Source organism: Actinomyces sp. MRS3W, from assembly GCF_032465695.1.
Lineage (GTDB): Bacteria > Actinomycetota > Actinomycetes > Actinomycetales > Actinomycetaceae > Actinomyces.
On sequence record NZ_JAWDJJ010000253.1, the window covers coordinates 1 to 5,907 of the forward strand.

General features: G+C 71.3%; 1 protein-coding gene and 1 pseudogene. Both read right to left on the reverse strand.

The window, feature by feature from the left end:
* Positions 1–536, reverse strand: a pseudogene (locus RWX45_RS09690) (ATP-dependent helicase); the annotation flags it as partial.
* Position 537: 1 nt separating this feature from the next.
* The coding region (locus RWX45_RS09695) for a helicase-related protein (RefSeq protein WP_316023522.1) at positions 538–5,907 on the reverse strand (5,370 nt) is incomplete at its 5' end.

Consider the following 5,907-nt stretch of genomic DNA (forward strand, 5'->3'; position numbering starts at 1 on the left):
GTTCCCGGTGCTGAACCGGCTGGCGGCGCCGCCGTGGTTCCCGACGCCGCGGCGTCCTGCCGAGCCTGCGCATTGGCGGCCCGGACGCGGGCAGCCTCGCGCGTGATCTCCGCGGCCTCGCGCTGGGCGGCATCCAGCTTGGCTTGGGCCTCGCGCCGTGCCTGTTCGACGGCGTCGGTTCCTTGCGCGATGGCGTCCTGGATCCGGGTGACCTCGGTGGTGCCGTTGGCGGGGTTGATGCGGACGGTGACGGACTCGGCGATCTTGATCGCCTCGTCGTGTGGCCAGATGCCGTGGAAGACGTAGACGGGTTCGGAACCCGCATCCAGTTCGAATAGCACCGCCCGGTAGAAGCCGGTGACCCGGGCGGTGCGTACGCGCTTGTCCCGGGCGTTTCGGATCGGTTCCACATGCAGCCCGGCGCTGGTGCTGGCGCCCGCGAGCTTGTTCAGGAACGGGCCTATTTTCGCCTGCAATGACGGGTCTTTGGACGTCGCGTCCTTGACCTTGCTGCTGGGCCAGACGATTGCGGGCATGTCAGTGTCCTTCCAGGAGCGTGCAGACCTGTGCGGCGGCGGATTCGGGATCATCCCCGGCGACGACGACGTGCCACCCGGCTTCTCTCAACGCGGCCACGTCGCTCTCTTCACTCCCGCCGTCGGCGGCGACGACGGCGACCTGCGCCTCCCGCCACGACAGGTCGGTCATGATGCCGTCGGCCGCCTCCTCGCCTTCGCCGTCCCGGGCAATGCCGGCGGTTGCCAGGTGGGGTAGCAGCGCCAGCACCGCGGGCGGGGTCAGCGTGGTGTCCACGGCGTCCCACCCGAGGGCGCGCATCCGCTCGACGGGCGCCTCGGTGCTGCCGAGGACGGCCTCGGTGCGAGCCCGGTCCTGCAGCTCTTCCAGGGCCAGGGAGGCGGTGGTGATGGTGATGGGAGCCTGCGCCAGGGCGAGCACGTTGCTGAGCCTCAGCCAGGTGCGCCAGTCTTCGGCGTGCGTGGGGGAGGCGAGTGCTTCCTCGGAGTCGTCGAGTATGAGCGCCATGCCGGTGGTGGAGGTGTTGGTGAGCTGTATGGCCAGGGACAGGTGGTCGGCCACGAACACCGAACAGGAGGTGAGTGTGCTGGCGGTAGTCGGCTCGGGCAGGCGGTCGTTCGGCCGGAGCGCCCGCAGCGCCTCCCACAGCGGGTCGTTCTCCTGCTGGGTGGCGGGGACATAACGCATGGCGGTGGCGCCGCTGAGGGGGAGGTGACTGGTGACGCCAAAGATGAGCGGACTCCAGATACAGTCGGCCAGGGCGCTCAGGGCCGTTCCGGAGGGGCCCTCGCCATCGGCGTCATCCAGGAGCATCGTCACGAGCAGTTCCATGGGCCCGCCCCGCCAGGCGGTCACCGCCTGCTCGGTGACGGCGCCGGCGCGTGCGGGGCGGGGCATGCCGGCCTGCAGCTGACGGATGGCGGCGTCGTCGAGCCAGGCGGGGTTCCACGCGTTGTTGAGGTCGTCGAAGCTGAGGGAGACAACTCGGTAGTCGTGCGCGCGCAGGCGGGCGCGCTTGGCGGCGTCGTCGGCGAGCCGATTGTGGGTGAGGGAGGCGTGGTAGTTCCGACCATCGGTGTACACGGCGATGGGGGAGCGCCCCAGCGGGCGGCGGCAGGTGAAGTCGGGGCGGGTTCCATGGGCGTCAAGCTGGGGCCGGATCTGCCAGCGTCCACCGTCAAGATCCAGCGCGGGCGCGCCGGAGGCGTCACCGACGGTGCGCACATCCATCGTCTTGTGCAGGCGCTGGACCAGCGCGGTGCGGAAGCTCGCCTCCAGGGGGCTCTCACCCGTGCCGGCGTGCACCGCCTCATCGGTGGCCTCCCAGCCGGGCAGGTCCGGCTCGAGGTCAGCGAAGAGATCCTCCTCGTCCATACCCACCAGCTGGCGCAGCGCGTGCAGCGCGGCCATGCGGGTGACTCCAGCGGCGACCGCATGAGGCTGCAGGCAGCGGTGGCACATGGCCGCCTCCTCGCCACGGCAAGGACAGTTCTCCAGGTGCTGGCCGGTGCGCACAAGCAGTTCCCACAGCCGGTCGGGGTCGTCGAGGTCGGTGAGGTAGCCGGTGCCGCCGGGCACGACGTCGTGCAGGAGCAGGGCGGGCCGGGTCTCGCCGGCGTCCCCATCGGGCACGGGGTAGGGGACGGGCGTGATATCGAGGTGATCGGGGGCGCCGCCGGTGAGCAGCTCCAGACCGAGGAGCAGCGCGGAGGCCAGGGACGCCAGGCCGTCCTGGTATCCGTTCAGTCCCACGGGGAGCACCAGGGCGATGCCCTCGGTGGTGAGGTCGCGCATGAGGTCCACCTGGACCACATGCTCCTTGGGGTCGGTGCGGTGCTCGCACCAGGGCCGGTGCTCGCGGGGAACGGATACACCGGTGTCCGTATCGAGCTTGCCGCAGGCGTCGCACAGTCGGAAGTCGCGGGAGGAGATGGGTACGGAGCCGACCCGGTCCACCGACTGCCCCGCCTGGGCCCTGCCGGTGTTGAGCCACCGCAGGGGCAAACCGCGGTAGCGGACCAGGCCGAAACCGGACTTGACGCTCCATTGGCGTTCGATCCGTTCCGGGTTGAAGTCCGCCAGGGGCACCACCTCGAAGCTGGTGCGGATGCGCTCCTCGCTGCCATCCCCGATGCGCGCGTCTTCCTTGGGAACGTCGGCGAAGACCCGGTTGAGGCGCAGGACTCGGCGCGCCCGCCCGACGTCGGAGATGGCGGTGTCATGGCAACGGGGGCACTCGGCAGGGGCCGCCGGGACGGTCTCCTGTGGCTGGTGGACCTCGACATAGCCGCACGTCTCGCAGCACAGCCACCACTGCGCCTGACCCGCCAGGCCGGAGGCGTCGACGCCGTCGATCTGCATCTCCATGCCGTGGGTGTAGAAGGTGGCGCCGGGGGCGAACTCGCTGAGGGCGAGTGCGGAGGCGCGGTCGATGTCGTACGGCTCGGAGTGGAACTCATCGTTGTCCGGGTCGCGCCAGGATACGTGCGCCGACAGCCGTACCAGGTCGTCGATGAGGGCGTAGTTGGGCAGCACTCCGTGCCGCTCCAGGGCGGAGACCCAGTGCTCCTGCTCCAGGTCCAGCCGCCGGGCTTGGACGGCGCGCTCGGCGCCTTCGGCGGCGCGCAGGGCACGCCGGTCCTCTTCGGTGGGGTTGGGACGCTCCGTCGCGGCGCGCAGTTCGGGCAGAGCCTTCTCGATCCGTCGGCTTTGAATCCGGAGCTGCTCGGCCTCCTGCTGGTGCTCGTTTGCGGCGCGCTGCAGCATCTGGCGCGGGCCGGCGCCGTCGTCGTGACGGACCCAGGCTTCCAGCCGCGTCAGCGCCGGGGTGCGGTCGGCGAAGGTGGCGGCGAAGGCCCCGACCAGGAGGCGCCCATCGCGAGCAATCCGCTCGCATACGACGCCGATGAAGGAATCCTCCGCGTTGCTCAGGGCGGTGCGGGCGTTGCCGGTGCCGTGTCCGCCGGAGGGGACGGCGGGGTGGTGCTCCCGGGCGAGTACGTCAATGACGTAGGCGATGAACTGGCGCCGCAAAATCTCCTCCGCCCCCAGGTAGGTGGACGGCGGCCTGACCGAACCGTTCAGGAGACGGGACGGATCATCCAGCAGGGGCAGCTGCGTGCGCCTGCCGGGCACGTATGCCAGCGCCAGGGCGGAGCCGTTGTACCGGCCGGCCCGGCCGACCCGCTGCACATAGGAAGCCACCGTGTTCGGCAGCGAACCGAGCATGACGGTGGACAGGTTGCCGATGTCGATACCCATCTCCAGGGTGGGGGTGGCCACCAGCACGTTGGGGTCGCCGGGGCGTTGCACGGGGCGCTTGAAGGCCGTTTCGATGCTGGTGCGCTCCTGGGCATCGAGTAGGGAGGTGTGCTCGTGGGCATCGACGCGGCGCACATGCGCCCCGGCGTACATGTCCCGGTAGAAGCTCTCGGCCTGGTGCCGCTGAGCGTGCAGACGGCCGGGGCAGTCGGTGGTCAGGCAGCAGGCGCCGTCGAGCTGGCCGACCGTGGCCGGGGCGGCGGGCAGCTGGCTGCGGCAGGTGTCGCATACGAGCAGCAGCTTCTCACCGGTGGCGTCGTACAGCGGGGAGACGACGACGTGCTGGGCGGGAATACCGTAGACGGTGCCGCCGGTAGAAGTGGCGGTGGCCGACAGGATCTCTGCCCTGGCCAGGCCGGTCAGGAGGGCGCGGGCGAGCCGGGCGGCATGCGTCGGGGTGACGTGCAGGCACTTGCGGGTCCAGCCCGCGTACCAGGACTGGGCCGATCCGACCGGCACGAAGGCGGAGCGGCGCGTGTCCAGGCTCCCGCCGACCTCGGGGAAGGCGGGGGCGGTGCGGCCGGCGGGGAAGGCGGGCTGACCCTGGCGGCGATTGCGCATGTACCAGATCCACAGACGCTTGCCGTCGTTCTCCTTGTAGCGGTCCAGCCACTTGTGGTCGATGGCGCCGTCGCGGCGCATATGCTCCAGCGTGCCGCGCACCCAGGCGAGCAGCTCGGCATCGGTGACGGCATCGAAGCCGTCCAGCGCCTGCTGCTCGCCGCCGAGGGCCTCACGGGCGACTCGGGTCAGGACACTGGCGCGTCCGGCAGCCACGTGCACGGTGAGGGAGCCGGTGGCCTCCAGGGTGCGGCCGTAGGTGGACTGGAGGCCGACCTCCAGGCCGATATCGAACTGGAGCCGACGGCGCACATAGCCCTCCGCGGTGCGGCGCCCGCCGCGGCTGGCCTCCGGGTCCCAGTAGGGGCGGAAGCGCTCGTGCTCGGCCAGGGCGGAGGGGACCAGCCGATATCGGTCAAACGCACTGCCGCGGGCGGCCTCAAGGGCGGCATCGGTCCAGGCATCGATCGACATATCCGCGGTCAGGGCGCTGCGCAGGGCGGAGCGCAGGCTCATGGTGTGGGAGCGCTGGTCCACGAAGCCGGCCCGGTGGGCGGCGTCCTGAACGGAGTCGGTGAAGATGAGGGCGCGCTTCTCGGCGTCGTCGAGGGCGTCGTCGCCGAACAGCGTGGTGAGCGAGACCGACAGCAGGGTGGCGACGGCGGAGCCGAGGAAACGGATGGAGTCCGTGGCGCCGCAGGAGGGACATACGTCGCGGGTGGAGCCCTCGGCGACGGTGCGCTCGTCCCCGGTCAGGGTGAGTACAGGCAGGAAGCGGCCCTCACGGGTCTGCAGGTCGGCGTCCTGCGGCGGGTGGGCGAGCAGTTCCCGGCCGTCCACGGAGTACCAGCGCAGCCCGGGGTAGTGGGATTCAACGTTGAGTTCCCCCGCGTTGAGGCGATGTCGGTAGTCGGCCTCCTCCCCGGGGGCGTGCAGGAGGGCCCGGAATCGGGGGTTGCCCTGCAGGTGGTCGCGGCGGATGGTGGACTGGTCGTGCTTCTCGCCCTGTCCCGTGGGGGCCAGGACGATGCCCCAGCCGGAGCGGCCGCAGGCGCGGCAGTACAGGGCGGGCCGAGCCTGTGCATCGTCGTCGACCACCTCGGTTGCGGCGTCGGACCAGCGGAAGGCGGGCCGGGCGTCCAGGACCCGGTCCACGCGGGTCACCTCCCGGATCCACAGGGTGACCTCGACGCTGACGGCGCTACGATCCGGGCTACTCCCCAATCCGGCGCGGACCGCGGACAGCGCGGCCAGGATGACGGCCAGGGCCCTGCGGGCGACGTCGGGGTCGTGGGCGGGGCCCAGCAGCTGGTAGGCGAGGTCGCGCAGGGCGGTGGCGTGCTCGGCGGCGCGGATGAGGTCGAGGACATCGGGGTGGGTGTGCAGGGCGGCGGCCAGCACCGGGGCGTCGAGCGGGGAGGCGGTCTGCGTGGCGTCGTCGGCCGGGTTAGTAGGCGAGGCGTACAGGGCGTCGAGTGTGGCGGTGAG